The sequence below is a fragment of the Boseongicola sp. genome, assembly GCA_014075275.1.
Lineage (GTDB): Bacteria > Pseudomonadota > Alphaproteobacteria > Rhodobacterales > Rhodobacteraceae.
In genome coordinates, this window is sequence record CP046179.1 from 1344718 (window position 1) to 1362970 (window position 18253).

At 54.1% G+C, this 18253-nt stretch carries 16 protein-coding genes and 1 pseudogene; 4 read left to right on the plus strand and 13 right to left on the minus strand.

The window, feature by feature from the left end; all coding sequences use genetic code 11:
- Positions 1–10: 10 nt before the first annotated feature.
- From GKR98_06805 to mutM, 9 genes are all read right to left on the minus strand, one after another.
- On the minus strand, positions 11–631 hold the full coding sequence (locus GKR98_06805; GenBank protein ID QMU57933.1) for a LysE family translocator: 621 nt from the start codon (positions 629–631) through the stop codon (positions 11–13).
- Positions 628–1146 carry a DUF1697 domain-containing protein gene (locus GKR98_06810; GenBank protein ID QMU59999.1) on the minus strand — a complete coding sequence of 173 codons (519 nt, stop codon included), beginning with the start codon at positions 1144–1146 and terminating at the stop codon, positions 628–630. The genes GKR98_06805 and GKR98_06810 overlap by 4 nt, the downstream gene beginning before the upstream one ends.
- A gap of 5 nt (positions 1147–1151) precedes the next feature.
- Positions 1152–2252 (minus strand): DNA replication/repair protein RecF, encoded by a 1101-nt coding sequence (gene recF, locus GKR98_06815; protein ID QMU57934.1) that lies wholly within the window; start codon positions 2250–2252, stop codon positions 1152–1154.
- 49 nt (positions 2253–2301) lie between these two features.
- Positions 2302–3420, minus strand: a complete 1119-nt coding sequence (locus GKR98_06820) for a DNA polymerase III subunit beta (protein QMU57935.1) — start codon at positions 3418–3420, stop codon at positions 2302–2304.
- Between the two features lie 282 nt (positions 3421–3702).
- A complete protein-coding gene (gene dnaA, locus GKR98_06825) occupies positions 3703–5058 on the minus strand; it encodes a chromosomal replication initiator protein DnaA (protein ID QMU57936.1) in 1356 nt (451 codons plus the stop codon).
- A gap of 33 nt (positions 5059–5091) precedes the next feature.
- Entirely contained in the window at positions 5092–5538 is a 447-nt protein-coding gene (locus GKR98_06830) for a rhodanese-like domain-containing protein (protein QMU57937.1), read from the minus strand.
- 227 nt (positions 5539–5765) lie between these two features.
- Positions 5766–6029 carry a 30S ribosomal protein S20 gene (gene rpsT / locus GKR98_06835; protein QMU57938.1) on the minus strand — a complete coding sequence of 88 codons (264 nt, stop codon included), beginning with the start codon at positions 6027–6029 and terminating at the stop codon, positions 5766–5768.
- A 162-nt stretch (positions 6030–6191) separates the two neighbouring features.
- On the minus strand, positions 6192–6968 hold the full coding sequence (locus tag GKR98_06840) for an enoyl-CoA hydratase (GenBank protein ID QMU57939.1): 777 nt from the start codon (positions 6966–6968) through the stop codon (positions 6192–6194).
- Positions 6969–7030: 62 nt separating this feature from the next.
- On the minus strand, positions 7031–7882 hold the full coding sequence (mutM, locus tag GKR98_06845; GenBank protein QMU57940.1) for a bifunctional DNA-formamidopyrimidine glycosylase/DNA-(apurinic or apyrimidinic site) lyase: 852 nt from the start codon (positions 7880–7882) through the stop codon (positions 7031–7033).
- 189 nt (positions 7883–8071) lie between these two features.
- Between mutM and ubiE the strand changes: the two genes are divergently transcribed.
- Both ubiE and ubiB read left to right on the plus strand, forming a co-directional pair.
- Positions 8072–8827: a bifunctional demethylmenaquinone methyltransferase/2-methoxy-6-polyprenyl-1,4-benzoquinol methylase UbiE gene (gene ubiE, locus GKR98_06850; protein QMU57941.1), complete on the plus strand. Its 756-nt coding sequence runs from the start codon at positions 8072–8074 to the stop codon at positions 8825–8827.
- Positions 8828–10360 (plus strand): 2-polyprenylphenol 6-hydroxylase, encoded by a 1533-nt coding sequence (gene ubiB / locus GKR98_06855; GenBank protein ID QMU57942.1) that lies wholly within the window; start codon positions 8828–8830, stop codon positions 10358–10360.
- Here the strand turns inward: ubiB and flgD are convergent.
- Both flgD and GKR98_06865 read right to left on the minus strand, forming a co-directional pair.
- Positions 10357–11037: a flagellar basal body rod modification protein gene (gene flgD, locus GKR98_06860; protein QMU57943.1), complete on the minus strand. Its 681-nt coding sequence runs from the start codon at positions 11035–11037 to the stop codon at positions 10357–10359. The genes ubiB and flgD overlap by 4 nt on opposite strands.
- 14 nt (positions 11038–11051) lie before the next feature.
- A complete protein-coding gene (locus tag GKR98_06865; GenBank protein QMU57944.1) occupies positions 11052–11930 on the minus strand; it encodes a hypothetical protein in 879 nt (292 codons plus the stop codon).
- A 1189-nt stretch (positions 11931–13119) separates the two neighbouring features.
- On the opposite strand from GKR98_06865, the gene GKR98_06870 reads away from it, so the two are divergent.
- Entirely contained in the window at positions 13120–13407 is a 288-nt protein-coding gene (locus GKR98_06870; protein ID QMU57945.1) for a hypothetical protein, read from the plus strand.
- Between the two features lie 185 nt (positions 13408–13592).
- Here the strand turns inward: GKR98_06870 and GKR98_06875 are convergent.
- Together GKR98_06875 and GKR98_06880 are read right to left on the minus strand one after the other, a co-directional pair.
- Positions 13593–15343: pseudogene (locus GKR98_06875) on the minus strand (flagellar hook-basal body complex protein).
- Positions 15344–15437: 94 nt separating this feature from the next.
- The gene (locus GKR98_06880; protein ID QMU57946.1) at positions 15438–16280 is read right to left on the minus strand and encodes an OmpA family protein; all 843 of its coding nucleotides are present in this window, start codon (positions 16278–16280) and stop codon (positions 15438–15440) included.
- Positions 16281–16463: 183 nt separating this feature from the next.
- Between GKR98_06880 and GKR98_06885 the strand changes: the two genes are divergently transcribed.
- Complete coding sequence (locus GKR98_06885; GenBank protein ID QMU57947.1) at positions 16464–18248, plus strand: dihydroxy-acid dehydratase; 1785 nt, start codon at positions 16464–16466, stop codon at positions 18246–18248.
- Positions 18249–18253 lie beyond the last annotated feature (5 nt).

Sequence of the window (18253 nt, forward strand, 5' to 3'; positions counted from 1 at the left end):
CATTTGTCCGTCAGGTCAGCGGAATGATCAACCCAACCCCGATCAGCAACCACCCCGCCACAACGTTCGTGCGCCGCAACGCCTCGGGCGATTTCAGAAACGCCCGCACCCGCCCCACGAACAAAGCCAGGATCAGGTTCCCGATCAACGGCACGATCAGCGATAACAGGCAGATCATCGCAATGTCCGGCCAAGTCAACGCCGAGACATCGAAGAACCCCGGCAGCACGCCCATGTAGAACAAAATCGCTTTCGGGTTGCCCAGGATCACAATCAATCCGGCGATAAACCCCGCCCACATGCCGGGCCGCGTTAACCGACTGTCACTGTCGATCGTCTTGCCCGCGTGTTTGATCAGCAGATACCCCATCGTCAGGAACATCAGGCAGGCGACCCAGCGCAAAACCTCCATGAACCCGTCGAAGACCGAGACGATCCAAGTCACCCCCAAGATCGCCAACAGTGGCCAAAGCACATCCCCGATCGCCACGCCCGCCGCCAGAGGCCACGCCGCATGGAACCCGCCCGCCAAAGTGCGTGCAATCAACGCCACCCAAACCGGCCCCGGCGTCAGAAACAGGATCATCAGCGCGCCCGCATACAGCGCCATCTGCGTTATCGTAATCGTCACTTGCCCGCCTCAATCATCCCGGCAATCGCCTCAACCGTCCGCCAATTCCGGGCCGTGGCGGATACACCCAACAGACGTTCCGCCCTCTCCGCCAATTTGGACTTCGACAACCCACTTGGCGTAAAAAGATAGAGCGCCGCATCCGTCAGATGCACCCGTTCATCTTCTGCTGCAGCCGTCTGCAAGTCTTCCTCAGACGCCTCCGAAGCCTCGGTCAGAAAGAACACATGCAGGGTCTTTGGTTCGCCCACAGCTAATGGAAACGGGTTACCTGCCCTCACGTCCATGAATTGATCAGCCTTCAAAACCAATATCTTAGGCAGAAACCCGTAAGACGTTTCAATTGCCCGCGCCAAAGCCTCCGCCCCAAAATCGCCCTCGAACACCACATTCCCGCTCTGGATATAGGTCCGCACATCCCGCGCGCCCAATCCTTCTAACAGCGACCGCAACTCCGTCATCGGCAACCGCCCATGACCGCCCACGTTGATCCCACGCAATAACGCAACCCGCAGATCACTCACGCTTCAATCTCCGAAGCTCCGCCGACTTCGACGACACGGAACCGCTGCGCCCGCTCGCCCAAATCCTCAAACAACTCCGCCCCGGTCCCCGTCATCCAGGCCTGCGCCCCCAACGCGCAAATCTCATCATACAGCGCCGCACGCCGGTCCCCGTCCAGATGCGCCGCCACCTCGTCCAACAGGATCAAAGGCGCCGCCCCGGTATCTTCCGCCAAGGCCCGCGCATTGCTCAACACCAACGAAATCAAAAGCGCCTTTTGCTCCCCGGTCGAGCATTGCCCCGCCGCGACACCCTTGGCCGCATAGATCGCACTCATATCCACCCGATGCGCGCCCGCCAAAGTCCGCCCAGCCCGCAAATCGCCGCCCCGGTTCGTTTCCAGCATCGTCGCCAGTTCCTCAGACCCCTCCGGCAAATCCCCGTCAGGATGCTTCAACGCCAAATCCGCCGCCGGAAACGCCGTCTCGGCCCCGTCCTGCGCCTCGGCCAACCGCGCCAATGCTGCCCGCCGGTTTCGCATCACATCCGCACCCGCTTCCGCCATCTGGCGTTCCAACGCGGTATACCAATGCCCATCGCGCACCATGTCTTTCAACAACCGGTTCCGCTCGCGCATCGCTTTTTCATAAGCCAGAACTGCCTCACCGTGTTTTGGCTCAAAACTCATCGCGATCCGGTCCAGAGACCGCCGCCGTCCTTCGGCCCCTTCGATCCACAACCGATCCATCGCTGGCACTAGCCAGACCACCCGCGCCAACCGCCCCAGGGCAATCTGCGGCTGTGCCTTGCCATCGATGCGAACACCTCGCGATTGCCCCGGCTCGGCGCTGGTCTCAACCTCGCGCACCTGCCCGCCCGCTTGCACCAAAGCGGAAACCTTCCATCCCAAGGCCTCGGGTCGCCGGATCAACTCGTCCATGCCAGCGCGACGCAGCCCTCGCCCCGGCGACAGCAAAGAAACCGCCTCCAAAACGTTAGTCTTTCCAGCGCCGTTTGCGCCGAACATCGCCACCGGCCGGCCATCCAAAGACAGCCGGGTCACCCGATGTGACCGGAAATGCGATAACGTCAAAGATGTAACGGAACAGCCGGGCATGCCCTGCCCTTCTTCTGATCAAAAATACTCCCGCCGGAGGCAGACGGCTTTAAACACGCATCGGCATCACGACGTAGACCGCCGTTTCGTCATTGCCTTCGCGCATCAATGTCGGATCTCCGGACGAGTTGAACAGGAACACCGCGTTTTCACGATCCACCTGGCTGGCGATCTCCAGCAAGTATTTGGCATTAAAGCCAATATCCAACGCCTCATCGCCATAGGCCACGGCCAGTTCTTCTTCCGCCGCGCCACTATCCGGCGCATTCACACTCAGCACCAGCCGGTCTTCATCCAGCGACAGTTTCACCGCGCGCGACCTTTCGGATGACACCGTCGCCACACGGTCCACGGCTTGCGCGAACTCAGCGGCATCCACTTCTAGCCGTTTGGTGTTCCCGCTTGGAATGACCCGGGTGTAGTCGGGGAATGTCCCGTCGATAACCTTCGAGGTCAGCGTGATGCCAGGGGCCGCGAAGCGTATCTTGGTCTCGCTCACCGACACCGCGATCTCTGTCTCGTCATCATCCAGAAGTTTGCGCAACTCACCCACGGTCTTGCGTGGCACAATCACACCCGGCAACGCGCCTGCGCCGTCGGGTAAATCCGCATCGATCCGCGCCAACCGGTGACCATCGGTCGCCACACACCGCAGAACCTGTCCGCCATTGGCATCCGCCACATGCATATAGACGCCGTTCAGATAATACCGCGTCTCTTCCGTCGAGATCGCGAACTTCGATTTGTCGAACAACCTGCGCAACACTGGGGCCGGGGCGACAAAGTTCGCCTCGTATTCCGAAGACGCCATCACCGGGAAATCTTCGCGCGGTAAAGTCGCCAAAGAAAAATTCGAGCGCCCCGCCTCAACCGACAATCGGCCTGATGCGCCATCATCGACCAGCGTCACCAGCGCGCCATCCGGCAGCTTGCGCACAATCTCATGAAGCGTCACCGCGCTGACCGTCGTCGCGCCTGCGCGCTCAACCTTGGCCGGGGCCTGGTCAACAACTTCGATGTCCAGATCGGTCGCCCGAAAACTGACCTGATCGCCTTCGGCCTCGACCAGCACATTGGCCAGGATCGGGATCGTATTACGACGCTCGACAACCGATTGCGCCTGACCAACGGCCTTCAGCAATTCGCTGCGCTCGATCGAGAATTTCATAGCCACGCTCCCCATTGTAACGGCGGCAGGTGCCGGGGGGAGAAATCTATCGTTTTCCACCGGACACGCAATAGTTTTGCGGACTTTCGGTTTTGTTTTATTGGGCGTCAAGGGCGCAAAAGAGCCGATGACAATTGGTTAAGCAATGATTTTGCGCCCGTTCGGAGGCACCGACGTAATACCGACGCGATACAGACAGGCATTTCGCCTTGTTTTATTGGCAAAAAGAGCCGAAATCTGCCCAAACAGTTTTCCGGCCCGTTCCCGTCCTTAAGATTTCGTTTACGCTTCCAAAGACCGCCGCAAAAGCTCCAGATCGTCGGCGATCTGACTGTCCTTCTGTTTCAGCTCTTCGATCTTGCGCACACCGTGCATCACCGTGGTGTGGTCCCGACCGCCAAACCGCCGTCCAATCTCGGGCAAACTGCGCGAGGTTAGCTGCTTGGACAGATACATCGCGATCTGTCTTGGCCGGGCAAAGGTCCGCACCCTTTTGGGACCGATCATGTCGCTCAGACGAATGTTGAAATGGTCGGAAACCTTCCGCTGGATCTCTTCGACGGTGATCTTGCGATCCGACGCCCGAAGGATGTCAGCCAGACAATCTTGCGCCAGTTCCAGCGTCACTTCGCGACCCACCAGCGCCCCAAAAGCAAACAACCGCATCATCGCACCTTCAAGAACCCGCACGTTAGTCGAGATACGATGCGCCAGAAATTCCAACACCCCATCAACGATCTCAAGGTTCGGAAATTGCTCGGAATATTGGTCAACCTTCTGCTGAAGAATGCCAAGACGAAGCTCGTAGTTTGTTGGGTGCAGATCAACCACCAGACCGGACTGCAGTCGGCTGACAATGCGGTCTTCGATGCCCGAGATTTCGGTTGGGGCGCGGTCAGATGACACGATTATCTGTTTGCCTTGATCGACCAGCGCATTGAACGTGTGGAAGAATTCTTCTTGCGTGGCGTCTTTGCCCGCAATGAACTGAACGTCGTCAATCATCAACACGTCTACGGAGCGGAACAACTGCTTGAATGCAATCATGTCCTTGTCCCGCAGCGCCTGAACGAAGCGATACATGAACTGTTCGGCCGACAAATAGACCACGCGCAAGTCGGGATCGCGCTTTTGCAATTCCAGCGCAATGGCGTGCATCAGGTGTGTCTTACCAAGCCCAACACCGCCATACAAAAACAACGGGTTGAAAGTGACCGGACCCCCTTCCGCAACACGACGCGCGGCGGCATGGGCCAATTCGTTCGGCTTGCCAACAACGAAGGTGTCGAAGGTGAATTTCTTGTCCAAAGGCGCGCCAGGCATGTCACCCAAACTCGCAGCCTTCGATGGCTTTTCAGAGACCGATTTCTTGACTTTCTTCGGCCTTCCCGAGCCGATCTTCGGCACCGAAAATTCGATCCGACTAACTCTGGAACCTGCGTTCTTTATCTGATGCAGGATTTCGTCACCAAAGTTTCTCGACACCCAGTTTCCCATAAACTGGGTCGGAACCAGAAACGTGACAACGCCGGATTCCTGTCTGGAAAATTCTAAAGGTTCGATCCAATTGACGTAGTTGTTCTTACCAACTGTCTTTTGAAGCTCTTCTCTAATTGTGCCCCATTTGAGTTCGTCCATGTGCCTTCGACCCGCTTCGCTCGATGTTATTATTTAAGACTGACGCCATGCCAGCCCCCGGGTTTTCCAGCCATTGAGGTTTCCCCGGTGTCCCTGTGGATCCAAGTCGCCTTCGAAACCTTCGGCTACATTCAGACACTTAGCCGTCACCCCAATCTCATCGAGGTGGTCGGCGAAGGCACTGGCAGCCCAAAGAGACCGAACGCCCGAGCGGCAGATGAACATAAGCGTCTCAGGAACTTCATTCCCAAGCGCTTCCATCACCTCCTGCACAAAACGCGGGTTTCTGGACATGTTTGGAAAACTGGCCCATTCGACAAACAACAGGTCGTGGCCAACCTCCATCAAATCAGGAACACCGACATATCCCCATTCGGCTTGCGTCCTGACGTCAATAATACGGACGGACTTCCGCCCCAACAGCTCCCACGCTTCATCGGGATTTACTTCCCCGATGCGCGGGTCTGAACCCGTGCTCATTGACCATGTCCCCCCAAGGACGATGTGAATCGCACCCTCACGCTAGCCCCTTGCATCGGCTTGGCGCAACAGACCTTTGCGCTTGACTCGGGCTTTGTTGAAAACGAATCCCAAACGCTGTGCAAAATCGCCAAATTGCTACCCTCTTGTTTCGATTATCGGCACAAGCATAAGCACAAAAAAACGCGCCCCGAATGAGGCGCGTCCTTGGTCTTTTTTCGACGGAATTAGCCGAGTGCTTTTACACGCGAAGACAGGCGCGACATTTTTCTGGACGCCGTATTCTTGTGGAAAACGCCTTTTGTAACACCACGCATCAGTTCAGGCTGGGCAGCCTGCAGTGCAGCAGCAGCGGCATCTTTGTCACCGGATGCAATCGCTTCTTCGACTTTGCGAAGTTGTGTACGGATACGCGAGCGACGTGCCTTGTTTATGGCAAAACGTTTTTCGTTCTGGCGGGCGCGTTTTTTTGCTTGAGGCGAATTCGCCATGATCTTTTTCCCTTGGTCAGGTCATTACATATCTTCAAAAGCGCAACAGCCCGACACCGGGTTCAGAACCGGTCGATTCTGGCCAAAGCGGGCCTCTCACGCATTTCAGCGCGGGGATTACGAGATTCTCTCAGTAAATGAAAGGGGAAAAGTGACTGGGCACTATTTGTCGCGAAACTGTGGTTCGCGTTTTTCCAGAAACGCAGCCATGCCTTCGCTTTGATCTTCGGTCGCAAACAGGGAATAGAACAATTGCCGCTCAACGTTCAGACCCTCTTTCAGCGATGTCTCATAGCTTTGATTCACCGCCGACTTGACTGCAATTGTCGCCATCAGAGATTTCTCGGCGATCTTGGCAGCCGTTGCTGTTGCGTCGTCCATCAGAGTTTTTGCAGGAACAACCCGGCTGACCAGACCCGAGCGCTCGGCCTCTTCAGCATCCATAAACCTACCTGTGAGATGCATCTCCATAGACTTTGACTTGCCTACAAAACGCGTTAGCCGCTGCGACCCACCCAGTCCCGCAATGACACCAAGATTAATTTCAGGCTGCCCAAATTTCGCATTATCCGCCGCAATGATGAAATCGCACATCATTGCCAGTTCGCAGCCACCGCCCAATGCATAGCCCGCCACGGCGGCAATGATCGGTTTGCGGCAACTTTGTATCGCTTCCGCATCTTTGGCCAAATACCCATTTGTATAGACATCGACAAAAGAGAAGCCCGCCATCTCTGAAATGTCAGCACCTGCCGCGAATGCCTTTTCGTTTCCTGTAAGGACGATGCATCTTACTTTGTCGTCTCTGTCAAAGCCGGTAATGGCCCCGCTCAACTCGGACAGCATTTCAGAATTTAAGGCGTTGTGCGCATCCGGCCGATTTAGGCGAATCGTCGCCACGCGGTCTTCAACATTCACAATGATAGTATTGTATGCCATCTATACCGCCCCTTAGACCCAAAGTGGAAAAGATGCTTAGCACCTAATCGCAGGCAATCAAGCTATCTTTGGCATTGCGGGCAATAGAAAGTTGAACGGCCAGATTGAACAATTCTGGCAATTTTTCCTTTGCACCCAGCGGTTTGGCAAGCATTTCCTTCGCGGTCATAGACCGTGAATGCGTGTTGGAAATACCCAAGTTCTCCATCCGCTTTCCTATAATCTTTCAGGCTGGAACCGCCAGCCGCGATGGCATCAGTCAATACATTACGGATTACCGGAACTAGTTTTCCGATCCTTTCCGAAGAAATCGACCCCGCTTTGCGAAGTGGTGAAATGCCGGATCGGTGCAATGCTTCGCAAACGTAAATGTTGCCCAATCCGGCAACGATTTTTTGGTCCAGCAAAGCTGATTTCACCGGCATCTTTCTATTCTTGAACTTCGCTTGAAGGTGGACGTCATCAAATTTGTTTCCCAAAGGTTCGGGTCCAAGATTGATCAGTAATTTGTGCTGAGCGGCGTATTCGGTTTCGACAAGATCAATTGCACCAAAGCGGCGAGGGTCATTGAAAACAATTCGGGCACCGTTTTCGAAGTCCAGTATGAAGTGATCATGCTTTTGAGGCATCGAGGGTTCATAATGAAAATCCCCTTCCATAACACCCGAGATCAATATCCGTCCCGACATACCTAAGTGAATAATCATCGTCTCACCGCCGGACATGTCGGCAAGAATATATTTTGCACGGCGACGCAGTTTTTGGATCGTCTGGCCTTCCAGACGCTCTTTCATGTCAATTGGAAACGGCCATCTTAAATCAGGGCGCCGGATCTCTGCGGCGGAAATAACTGATCCTTCCACAACGGGCACCAAACCCTGGCGGACAGTTTCAACTTCGGGAAGTTCTGGCATTCAACTACCTTGGCTAGTCCGGTCATTGATCCACATTGCGGCGACCAAGCAAGTTTTAGGGCGAACCCCAATTGGATGAAACCACAGATCGACAAAACTCAACAATTTCAACACACGCGTCTATTCAACGCGTTTGTGTCTGCGAAGATCAGGCTATATCGACATGGGATCAAACTGAATGGCGACTCGATGAGCGACCAATTGAAAGACAAGATGACTCATTTCGGGGCACGTGATGTTCCCGAACAGGATAAGGCCGGTTTGGTCCACGGTGTTTTTACCAACGTCGCTTCGAACTACGACGTTATGAATGACGTCATGTCATTGGGCATTCACCGTCTGTGGAAAGACGCCATGATGGATTGGCTGGCACCAAGATCCGGTCAACGCCTTTTGGATGTTGCAGGCGGCACCGGCGACATCGCATTCCGGTTCTTACGCCGCGCGCCCGATGCCAATGCCGTGGTCCTTGATATGACCGAGTCGATGCTCGTGGAGGGACGTAAGCGTGCCGACGCAGAAGCGCTGGCCGACCGTCTGGACTGGGTAACCGGCGATGCAATGCAGCTTCCATTCGAGAACAATTCGTTCGACGTGTATACGATCTCGTTCGGCATACGGAACGTGACGCGAATACCTGATGCTCTTACCGAGGCGTTTCGGGTATTGAAGCCCGGTGGACGGCTTATGGTCCTTGAGTTCTCACAATTGCCCGACGCCGGTTTGCAAAAGCTCTACGACGTCTATTCATTTAACGTGATACCACCCATGGGCCAGCTGATTGCGAACGATCCCGACAGCTATCAGTATCTGGTCGAGTCCATCCGAAACTTTCCGGATCAGTCAACTTTTGCGAAGATGATTGAGACAGCCGGATTTGAAGCCGTTAAGTATCGCAACCTTTCGATGGGTATAGCGGCACTGCATTCTGGCTGGAAACTCTGAATGCGCGGTCCTCACAACATACTGCGGTTAGTTCGCACAGGCGCCACATTCGAACGAACTGGTGCAATGTCGGTTGTGTTGGAGGCAATGAATGCGCCGCGCTCTTTGCGCGTAGCCGCGCGTGTGTTGGGGTGGCCCTTTAAGTGGTTGGGCTACAGCGGCGATACCGAGTTGCCGCCAGTAACCAGGGCTCTGACAGCGCTAGGACCGGCCTACATCAAGTTCGGACAAATTCTTTCAACACGTCCGGACTTTGTTGGTGAAGAACTGGCGTTGCAGTTGCGTGTTTTGCAAGATCGGTTGCCGCCATTTTCAACTGCTGTCGCAAAGCAGGTTGTGGCCGACGAACTTGCGATCCGTATCGAGGATGTGTTTGCCGGTTTTTCTGAACCCGTAGCTGCCGCTTCAATCGCACAAGTACACAAAGCCAAATTGATCGCCACGGGCGAAGACGTGGCAGTCAAAGTCCTGCGGCCCAATATAGAAAAGGCGTTCCGCAGAGATATCGATGCTTTCTATTTTGCGGCGCGTTTCATCGAGATACTCGCCCCTTCTGCTCGCCGCTTGCGCCCTATGGACGTGATCGCCCATTTCGAAGGCGTGGTCATGGGCGAGTTGGATCTGCGTCTGGAAACGGCATCGGCTTCGGAATACGCCGCCAACACCTCGGAAGATGCCGGGTTTTGGGTTCCCAATTCCATGTGGCATCTGTCGTCCCGGAATGTGATGACATTAGGCTGGGCAGAAGGCACGCCGTTGGGCGATGTTCCGGCATTAGAAGCTGCGGGGCATGATCTTGAAGCGCTCGCTAAGCGACTTTTGACGGTATTCCTAAGTCAGGCGCTGCGAGATGGGTATTTCCATGCCGACATGCATCAGGGAAATTTAAAAGTCGCTGATGACGGAACGCTCATTGCTTTGGATTTTGGCATCATGGGGCGGATCGACGAGTATACTCGTCGTGTCTATGCAGAGATTTTGTTTGGCTTCATTCGTCGTGATTATAAGCGGGTCGCGGAGGTTCACTTTGAAGCTGGTTATGTGCCTGCGGATCGGGATGTCGATGAGTTTGCGCGAGCGCTGCGCGCTGTGGGCGAACCAATATTTGGGATGGAAGCCAGTCAGATTTCGATGGGCCGCCTGCTCAGTTACCTTTTCGAGGTGACCGAACGGTTCGGAATGGAAACGCGCACTGAGCTAATTTTACTTCAACGAACTATGGTTGTCGTTGAAGGCGTTGCAAGATCACTTGATCCGCACATCAATATCTGGACGGTAGCCCATCCAGTCGTTGAGGGATACATATCTGACAATGTGGGGCCAAAGGCGCTGCTCCGGGACCTGAGCCGCACCATTCAAGTCATCGGTCGTTTCGGCCCAAGGCTGCCGCAATTAGTGGAGGCGGCTTTGATTTCGCAAAGCAGCGCAAAACCTGAGCCGGAAAAGTCCGGCAATCTGAGTCGCATTATCTGGCTTTCAGCCGGAGCAGTTCTTTCGGCTTTGGTGTATTTTGCAGGCTCTATTCTGTTCTAGATCTCGAAATTACCTGAAGGTGCACGCAGCGCTGTGATGTCCGCAGATGGAACCCGGTGACCGCCCGTTAGGATAATATCAACGCCCGCCTCACCCAGCCGTGCCTCACGAACCAAAGCGTAATGCTCGACCGGGCGAGTCGATGTGATGGTGTTTTGGTTCACACTTTCAACTTCAAAATTATATTGGCCCGGCGGGAGCGGCGACCCATCGTCGCCTACGCCTGCCCAAAGCACTTCTCCGGAATTTACCGGCAGACCTTCGCGAGAAACAACGCGACCCGACTCGTCGGTGACGATCAGGTAGGCTGCATCGGACGCCGGATCGGTTTCAGGTGTCAGCGACAATGGTGTCCCGTCGAATTGCACTGGTCCGGCAACTTTCGCTTCCATTCCAACCCAACCCGCCAGTTGCGCCAATCCGGATGCCCCCGCGCCAGCGACCATGTCCCGCAGCAGACCGTTGGTTTGGATCTGTTGTTCTACGCCCGAGAATGTTGCCAATTGAACGGCAAAGTCAGAGGATTCCATTGGGTTGAGGGGGTCCTGATTTTCCATTTGGGTGGTCAGCATCTTCAGAAAGGTTTCGAAATCTGAACTGAGCGCATTGCTTGCAGTTTCAGGCCGCTGAGGCGCCCCAATTGGCGTTGATTGCGTTACTTGATTTTGTATTTCCATTTCACACTCTTTTCCTAAAGTCGGAGATCCAACCCTTCCGATTGATGCGTTGTGCGATGAGAATTTTGCACGGGGTTCATCTTCTCGCTATAGACGCCCTGCTCTAACGATTGGTTTTCCCGAGGTGACGGACGGTTCTGGTCGCCCGTCTTTTCATCAGCAAAGGAGTAGTTAATATTTTGATGGCCCTGAATTCGTAAATCCTGCGTCAGCAAATCAATATGTCGGCGGATCAACTCCATCGTCTCCGGTCGTTCGGCATGAATAGCAATCATCAAACCGGCTTCGGCGTGACTCATCAACAACCTTATATGGCCGAGTTCCTTCGGAGAAAGTTGAACGTCAATGACTTTGTCGCCGACGATTTTTATCGCCTCGGCAACTTGTCCGGTCAATTCCCGAGGTGATACTGAAAAAGGGGTCTGGCGCGGCACATCCGTGGCACGATGCGTTGACTCAGTTTTTGTAGATTGCAGAACGAACTCAGTTGTTTCCGCGTCAACAGCCAGTGGTGCTGCAGTTTCGTTGGAAACGCCTTTCTCAACACTAATAAATGAAGACAGGCTGACGGCTGTTTGAGAGCCGGTCGGAATAGTATTTACATATGCCCCGTGATTTTTTGATTGTTGCGTACTCCCAAAATTTGCCGGTTCGAAGTGATGGCGACCTAGAACAACAATCGGATCGGGGCCAAACGGGGTCGACCGTGTTGCAACAATGGTGGGAAGGTTTGCAACCTCTGGGCCGCGCGCGTGTATTGGTCGCGATCGGACGGCGAAATCCGGGAAAGTTGAGGAGTTTTTCGTGGACCGAGAGATTGGAACATGTTCTTTGGATCGGTCGTTCCCCGGCCTAAAGCTATCGCCAATGTGCTGAGCATCGCTGACTGGCATTGATAGACGCTCCGCAGCCAGCGGAATACGTTGGTTTGCGGGCGGCGTGTCGCTGTCTGGAACCAAAGCATTCTGGCGTCCGGGTTCTGCGACTCTTTCTGCACTTGATAGTTGCGGTCCGGAGTAATTTGATGGGCGCGTCGCGCGGCTGCCCTCGTCGGCTTTCAGATCGGATCGGAAGCGCAAAATTATCAGGTTTTGCTTCAGCAGGACGAACTGCGACGTCCAATGATGTGCCCGCGGGGGGCTGAGGTGAAGATTGACCAGGCATCTCGGTGAGTGTGCGCGGCGGCTGGTTCGAAGTGATGCTAATCGCGGTTTTATGTGCGCGTTCAGTTTCCAGAGGTGATCCCGATGACTTCAAAAGCGCAGATACAGGAATACTTTTAATCGGTTCCTGAAACGCCATGGTGCGGCTCGGGACCTGGTGCCTCGCTGAATCCGATAAAACTCCTGCATCAATTGCCACAACCATTGATCCAGCATTCGAAATGGGCTTCGGGATCATCTCAATTGATTCTTGCCCGCCACCACTTCTTGGCGCTGTCAATTTGTCCCGAACAGCGGCTGGACTTTGACCAGATTTGTAATGGTTGGCGTTTGTGACTGATTGGCTGAGAGCCGCCGCAGCAACTGTCGACGATACCGGATTTTTCTGTGCACCAAAGAATCTCGCAGTTTCCAAATGACGACCAGAGTGGGCGACTCTGGGTGTTTCCAACAGAAAGGAATCAACTCGTTGCCGGCGTGCCTGCGGCACTACGATATGTGGACCATTCTGTTCGCCAAGGACATTTTTGACCTCACCGTCAGGCACCGATTGTTTTCGTGGGGCATAAGCATTTTCGATTTCCGGTTGGTTTGCTCGACTGAGCGACAGTTCTTGCAGTTGTTCCGTACTTGCCGACTGAATATCTTCACCGACGACCCCAGGCGCCAGATTCAAATATTCGGCAAATCCAGTTTCTGAATGATGAGCGGGATGCGATTTTTGCACCCCCAAAGTCCCAGCCAGAGTGATCTTTGCTTCTTTATCACCCTTTGGGGTTACATCGCTGCCAACAACACCAAGAAACATCAACGGACCTTCTGACCCAAGTTCACTGGCGCTTTCTCTAAACAACGCCGGTTACCAGATGTTTACTTCCCTCAGAGATAGTACAGAAAATTTGTAATAGTTGGAAAGTGGATGATTGAGCACGTTATTGCCGGGCAGTCAGCCCAACTAGCTGTGACAGATCGGCACGAAGCGATGTGGCAAGCGGCCAGAGACTTGGAAGCTGGGTTCATAGCAGAAATGTTAAAAACTGCCGGGTTGGCGAAGACTCCCAGCATGTTTGGCGGCGGGTCTGGGGAAGACCAATTCGCAGGATTTTTGATAGATGAGCAAGCCAAGTTGATCGTCGGTCAAGGTGGGATTGGCCTCGCAGAGTCCATCTATCAGTCACTCATGAAACGAGATGGAGAGATGAAGTGAGCGTGATCAACGAAATGCTCGACTTATTGGAAGTTGAGAGGAATATAATTCTGTCGGGCGAACTACTTGATCTTGAGCGCATCCTGGATACGAAGAACAAGCTCATCGGTCACATTATGTCGTCTAAGTCTGTTTCCGTCAGCCAGCTGGAAAATTTAGCCGCTGTAGGTCAAAGGAACACTGCATTACTGGAAGCCGCCGGGCGCGGGTTGAAGTCTGCGATTCGACAAGTCGAAGATGCGAAGTCGCTGAGAGACCACACGACCTACGCCCACGACGGTCAGAGACAAGCCCTTGCGCGTAGAACAGCGACTCTTAAGCAAAACCTGTAAACATTTAAACAGAAACAGATGCGCTCTCAGCATGTCCCCGTGTGGATGTTGAGACACTCTTAATACAATCCCCCGAGGCTGTCTCGGCATCTTCATTGATGGCGCGCGAATGCCGGGGGCGCCCAGCGCATAGGTCAGAATGGCTTTGAAAACGTCTGAAAGACGGTCCGAAACCTCGGCGAAATCGCCATGAAAAGGAGGCTGCCAAATGGCCAGTATTCTAACAAACACCAGTGCAATGGTTGCATTACAGAACTTGCGCACCATCAACCAAAACCTTGTTGATACACAAAACCAAATCTCGACCGGTAAAAAAATCAGCACGGCAAAAGACAACTCAACAGTTTGGATGACTTTTGCGTTCGACGAGTATGCCCTTTGTGTCTGAATCAACTGGGTCAACTCGCCCGCTACGTCGGTTGCACTTTCTTCAAGGGCATAGCCAACGATATCGCCAGTCGGGCCATCGGCGGCATCCCAAAGGAAAAATGTCCCGCTCTCGTTAGAGGTTCTGTAGATTTGGTTGTCTTCAGCGATCAGTCCATTCGGGTTCGGTAGATCGATCAGCGGTATTTGGTAGATCGTGCGCGTAATCCCAATGTCAAAGTTGGCGCGAACAAATCCATTTGCGTCAACTTCAACCGAAATCAAGTTACCAACTGGCGAGCCATCCTTGGAAATAGATGTTGGCGCAAAACTATCGGAAAGCTGAGTAAGCCCTGTTCCACCTCCACAGCGCCAATGTTAAGATCAATCGGGCCACCAGCCACGGTCACGGCAAATTCACCTGTTGCAGGATCATAGGCACCGCCCGACACTGTCGTGACAGACGCGATCGTTCCCCCTGATCCGCGGGTGTCATCAAAGACAACCGTGTACTCCCCGACGACTGCCCCGGCGGTCGCGGAATCGCTCAGTACCATGGTCCAAGTGTTCGATGCGCCGGGAATGCCAGGGATTGTTGGCGTGAACTCAACATTGATGCTCTGCGATGTGCCGAGATTGTCAAAGTACTCAACAGACAATTCCAATTGGTCACCCGAGGCACCAAATTCGGTCTCGGTTGCCGGCAAGTTCACACCTAAGGCGATCCGAGTGGTCGGCTCAGATGTAAATTGGTTCACATTAATCTGCACAGGAACAAGTCCATCGCCAGTATCACGAGGAAACGTTGGAATTGTTCCATCCGGATCGGCCGGCCAACCCATCAACGTTACGCCAGAACTCGTGCGAAGAAAGCCATCTTCGTCAGTACGAAAAGACCCCGTGGTTGCTAAAAACAACGGAAAATCACCAGTTGTGTTCAAAAGCGAGCTTTCTGTCGTAACTGGCAAAAATCCCCGACCTCGCACAGCAAGGTCAGTCGGATTATTCGTCGTCGCCAACGCGCCTGGCTGGTCAATTAACCTTTGTGTGGTGACACGAACACCGCCAGCAGAGTAACTACCTTGGCCGCTTTCGATGACGAGAGAAGAAAAATCGGCTTCCGCGCGCTTGTAGCCATATGTGGCGGAGTTTGCGATGTTGTCTGCGATGGTTGCCAAGCGGCTTGCGTTTGCCGCAAGTCCGGCAACACCGGCATTTAGCGAGGAGGATATGGTCATAGAGTTGCGCCTTTCTGCTGCATCGACCCCCGGTCAACAGCCGATCTAACGCACACGACTTAACGGCGACCTAACGTATAAAATTGGATGTGCTTTAAAGTTTACTGCGCAACAGGATGATCTCGATCCTGTTGTTACGAACCGCAAGCGGATCTCGGGTAACAGGTTGGCTGTCCCCATATCCGGTAATCCGGGCAATCCGCGACAACTCTAGTCCAGTCTCAAGTAGCAACTTGCGCACTGTATTTGTGCGCCCCGCCGAACGTTCCCAAACTGTGTTCTCAAGGCTGACAACCGGAACCGATGCTGTATGCGCGTGAATAGCGACGCTATTTTTCGCCCGTCTGAAAACTTCGTTGACGGATCGGATCAGCGTTTCCAACGTATCCGTTGCATCTGCATCACTGGTAAACAACGGGTCCTCGGGAAGATCAAAGATTTCAACGATTAAGCCTTCATCACTTAGGCGCGTGATTATGTGCCGAGCCAACAATTCACTGACAAGGCTTTCGCCGCCGACTCCCATAAGCGCTGCTGCAACTTCATCCAGTTTTGCCGCTTCCTCAGCCTCGGCATCCACGTCTTCGCCTTCGTCGACGCGCGAACTGCCGCTTGCGGAATCCCGATCGGTTGCGCGCAGCATGGAGGCGCCGGTTCCCTGATTGGCCAACGACGACTCTGAAAAGATACTGTCGCCGCCGAATGCTCCGTCCCCGCCACCCGAAACTTTGTTAACCGGGATGGTCGGGTTAAAGTAATCTGCGATACCTTTTCGCTGCTTCTCGTTTGTTGCTCCGAGCAACCACATCAACAGGAAGAATGCCATCATCGCCGTCACGAAATCCGCATAGGCAACTTTCCAGGCGCCGCCATGATGGCCACCTTCAATTACCTTCTTTCGCTTGATGATAATGGGCGCATTTGCACCAGCGCTCATCCCTCGACACCTTCCTGCCCCAGGAGCGTGCTAGTATTCAGGTCTGAATATGCGGTTAAAACAGCCAAACGGGTCCATACAGTGCTTTTTCGAGAAACAACTGAATTTGGATGGTCTGGAAAACTCTTCTAGATTGGAATAGGGCAATCCAAAGCTCAATTATTCCAATTTCAGGATCGTACCGTGACAAAACCTAAACTTCGCTCACAAGAATGGTTCAACAATCCCGATAACCAAGAAATGACGGCGCTGTACCTCGAGCGTTATCTGAACTACGGCCTGACACGCGAAGAACTTCAGTCTGGAAAGCCCATCATCGGAATTGCCCAGACCGGAAGCGACCTTTCACCCTGCAATCGGCACCACATCGAACTTTCGAAACGAGTGCGCGACGGTGTCATCGCGGCCGGCGGCACTGTCATAGAAGTTCCGGTTCATCCAATTCAGGAAACCGGCAAGCGGCCAACGGCAATGCTTGATCGCAACCTGGCCTACCTTTCGTTGGTCGAAACGCTCTACGGATATCCGCTCGACGGTGTCGTCCTGAACATCGGCTGCGATAAAACAACTCCCGCCCTTCTGATGGCGGCTGCTACGGTGAACATTCCCGCGATCGCGCTTTCTGTCGGGCCTATGCTGAATGGATGGTTCAAAGGCAAACGCACAGGTTCCGGCACCATTGTCTGGAAAGCCCGTGAGCTTCACGCTGCCGGCGAGATCGACGACGACGGCTTTATGGAGCTTGTCGCTTCTTCCACGCCATCGGTTGGCTACTGCAATACCATGGGAACAGCGACCACGATGAATTCGCTAGCTGAAGCGCTGGGTATGCAGCTTCCGGGATCCGCAGCCATTCCAGCCCCTTACCGTGAACGCGGTCAAATCAGCTATCACACCGGTCAGCAAATCGTTGAGATGGTAAACAATGATCGTCGGCCCTCAGACATCATGACCCGCGAAGCGTTTGAGAATGCCATCGTCATCAACTCTGCTATCGGTGGATCCACCAATGCACCGATCCATCTGAATGCGGTCGCACGCCACCTGGGCATTCAGCTTGACAACGACGATTGGCAGCAACTGGGACACAAAGTTCCACTACTGGTCAATTTGCAGCCCGCCGGTGAGTATTTGGGCGAAGACTACCACCACGCAGGCGGAGTACCCGCCGTTGTCGCCGAGTTACTGGAAGCAGGTTTGCTACCACATCCAAATGCGCTTACGGCCAACGGCAAATCGATGAGTGACAACTGCACTGACAAGCGGAGCGCAAACAACGACGTTATCAAATCCGTCGCAGATCCGATGCTGCAAGATGCTGGGTTCATTAACCTGAAAGGCAATCTGTTCGACAGCGCCATCATGAAGACCAGCGTAATATCGGAAGAATTCCGCAATCGCTATCTGAGCAACCCGGAGTCCCCCAACGCCTTTGAAGGTCGCGCGGTCGTGTTCGACGGCCCCGAAGATTATCACAAGCGGATCGACGATGAGAGCGAAGCGATTGACGAGCATTGCGTCCTTATCATGCGCGGCGCTGGACCAATCGGATATCCCGGCGGCGCAGAAGTCGTGAACATGCGCGCACCGTCATACCTCTTAAAAAAGGGCATTCAGTCGTTGCCATGCGTCGGCGATGGTCGGCAATCCGGCACTTCTGGATCTCCTTCGATACTGAACGCATCTCCCGAAGCCGCCGCCGGCGGTGGCCTTGCATTGGTGCAGACCGGTGACATGGTGCGCATCGATTTAAGCAATTGCACCGCTGACATGCTGATCGAAGACAGCGAACTTGATGCACGTCGCGCCAAGTTGGCTGAACGCCCATTCGCTCCCGACAGCCAGTCACCATGGCAGGAAATGTTCCGCGAGCGTGTTCAACCGTTCTCTGAAGGAATGGTGCTTCGCGGCGCGACTGAATACCAGGATATCGCGCTCAAAAAGGGCACACCAAGGGACAATCATTGATTACA

What these genes read in the sequence shown, in the direction of transcription:
- recF (QMU57934.1), bottom strand. Translation starts at nt 2,252, where the DNA reads ATGCCCGGCTGTTCCGTTACATCTTTGACGTTATCGCATTTCCGGTCA.
- GKR98_06820 (QMU57935.1), bottom strand. Translation starts at nt 3,420, where the DNA reads ATGAAATTCTCGATCGAGCGCAGCGAATTGCTGAAGGCCGTTGGTCAG.
- dnaA (QMU57936.1), bottom strand. Translation starts at nt 5,058, where the DNA reads ATGGACGAACTCAAATGGGGCACAATTAGAGAAGAGCTTCAAAAGACA.
- GKR98_06830 (QMU57937.1), bottom strand. Translation starts at nt 5,538, where the DNA reads ATGAGCACGGGTTCAGACCCGCGCATCGGGGAAGTAAATCCCGATGAA.
- rpsT (QMU57938.1), bottom strand. Translation starts at nt 6,029, where the DNA reads ATGGCGAATTCGCCTCAAGCAAAAAAACGCGCCCGCCAGAACGAAAAA.
- GKR98_06840 (QMU57939.1), bottom strand. Translation starts at nt 6,968, where the DNA reads ATGGCATACAATACTATCATTGTGAATGTTGAAGACCGCGTGGCGACG.
- mutM (QMU57940.1), bottom strand. Translation starts at nt 7,882, where the DNA reads ATGCCAGAACTTCCCGAAGTTGAAACTGTCCGCCAGGGTTTGGTGCCC.
- ubiE (QMU57941.1), top strand. Translation starts at nt 8,072, where the DNA reads ATGAGCGACCAATTGAAAGACAAGATGACTCATTTCGGGGCACGTGAT.
- ubiB (QMU57942.1), top strand. Translation starts at nt 8,828, where the DNA reads ATGCGCGGTCCTCACAACATACTGCGGTTAGTTCGCACAGGCGCCACA.
- flgD (QMU57943.1), bottom strand. Translation starts at nt 11,037, where the DNA reads ATGGAAATACAAAATCAAGTAACGCAATCAACGCCAATTGGGGCGCCT.
- GKR98_06865 (QMU57944.1), bottom strand. Translation starts at nt 11,930, where the DNA reads ATGCCAGTCAGCGATGCTCAGCACATTGGCGATAGCTTTAGGCCGGGG.
- GKR98_06870 (QMU57945.1), top strand. Translation starts at nt 13,120, where the DNA reads ATGATTGAGCACGTTATTGCCGGGCAGTCAGCCCAACTAGCTGTGACA.
- GKR98_06880 (QMU57946.1), bottom strand. Translation starts at nt 16,280, where the DNA reads ATGAGCGCTGGTGCAAATGCGCCCATTATCATCAAGCGAAAGAAGGTA.